Source organism: Streptomyces sp. NPDC101166 (assembly GCF_044768125.1).
GTDB lineage: Bacteria > Actinomycetota > Actinomycetes > Streptomycetales > Streptomycetaceae > Streptomyces.
In genome coordinates, this window is sequence record NZ_JBIWPF010000187.1 from 1 (window position 1) to 1,241 (window position 1,241).

Annotated in this window: 3 protein-coding genes; 2 read left to right on the forward strand and 1 reads right to left on the reverse strand. The window is 65.8% G+C overall.

Features of this window, described 5'->3' with window-relative positions:
- Together ACIRS4_RS37580 and ACIRS4_RS37585 are read left to right on the forward strand one after the other, a co-directional pair.
- A partial coding sequence (locus ACIRS4_RS37580; protein WP_404204668.1) for a hypothetical protein occupies positions 1 to 307 on the forward strand: 307 nt, incomplete at its 5' end.
- A gap of 57 nt (positions 308 to 364) precedes the next feature.
- Positions 365 to 790, forward strand: a complete 426-nt coding sequence (locus ACIRS4_RS37585) for a hypothetical protein (protein WP_404204670.1) — start codon at positions 365 to 367, stop codon at positions 788 to 790.
- Between the two features lie 69 nt (positions 791 to 859).
- Here ACIRS4_RS37585 and ACIRS4_RS37590 read toward each other — a convergent pair.
- Positions 860 to 1,241 (reverse strand): WS/DGAT domain-containing protein (locus tag ACIRS4_RS37590; RefSeq protein ID WP_404204672.1); only part of this gene is annotated, 382 nt, incomplete at its 5' end.

Consider the following 1,241-nt stretch of genomic DNA (forward strand, 5'->3'; position numbering starts at 1 on the left):
CGAGCTCGAGGCCGCCGAACTCGAGGACGAGCTCGAGGCGCCCGAGCTCGAGGACGTGGTCGGCGCGGCCGAGCACGACGACGACCCGGAGCCCACCCTCGAGCTCTACGAGGCGGCACTCGAACGGCAGGAGACGAGGCGCGCCGAGGACCCGTTCCCCGCCGCCCAGCCGAAGCTCTACCCACTGGAATCCGTGGGACCCGGATATTCCATGGGGCAGACCGCCGGCATCGGCGCCCAGCACAAGCCCGTTCTGCTGGATGCCGACGAACGGCGCCGGTTCTACATGACCGCTGCGCAAATGTAGTAGGCATGCGGCTCGATCAACCCCCAACATTCACCACCGACCCTTCTGGAGCGAAGTATGGCGATGAACATGTGGCAGGACCAGGGAGTAGATCAGTTCCGGGAAATCGCGATCCGGCTGGCTTCGATCATCCAGAACAGTCTGGATCGATCCGGTGCGATGACTCAGTTCACCGATGCATTCGGTAACGTCGAATCATTCACCGATCTGATGATCGAATACTCAGGCCGGTGGTTCACCGAAACGGGTGGGCGCTCGACACTGATGGGACCCGAAATGTTCTGGATGTTGTCGGAGCCCGCGCCGCGCCGCAGCCCGGCGGCCGGTATGCGAATCCACGACGTAGCCAGCGAATCCGAAAGCACCTCCGGCCATCGCGCGCGAAAACTTTTGCTGATCTGTGTTTTCGAAGCACTCACCCATACCCAGTGGGGCGTACCCGATAGCTTGTCCGAGCATCCGATGGTCAACGGAATGACTTAACTCTCCACCGAACTCCACCTCGAAGGCCTCGTCCGGACTCGGTCCGCCGGGGCCTTTCGTCTTCGCGGTTCAGCGCAATGCGCGGGCGACCTCGTCCAGGGCCGAGTCCAGCAGATCGGTGTAGCGGTCCGGGTCAGGGATCACGGCGGGGTCGGCGTGCACGGAGATCGTGACGGTGTCGCCCAGGCCGGTGACGCCGTGGGTGAGGTGCATGACCGCGCCCAGGGCCGGGAAGCCCGCGGTGAAGCGGACCGGACCACCACCGAACTCGAGGTCGGCGGGGCCACGGTCGACGCTGGAGACGACGGTATGACCGGAGACTCGTTCGGGGAGCTGGTCGATCGGGGCGTTCGCTACATCGCGGTGGAGGATCGGGGCGGGGAGGACGGCCGTCACCGCGTCGGGTGCGTGCTGGAGGGGGTGGGCCGCGCGGATGCGGCGGGCGGTGAGG

Excerpts from the sequence above, each read along its gene's own strand:
- ACIRS4_RS37585 (WP_404204670.1), top strand. The coding sequence starts at position 365 with ATGGCGATGAACATGTGGCAGGACCAGGGAGTAGATCAGTTCCGGGAA.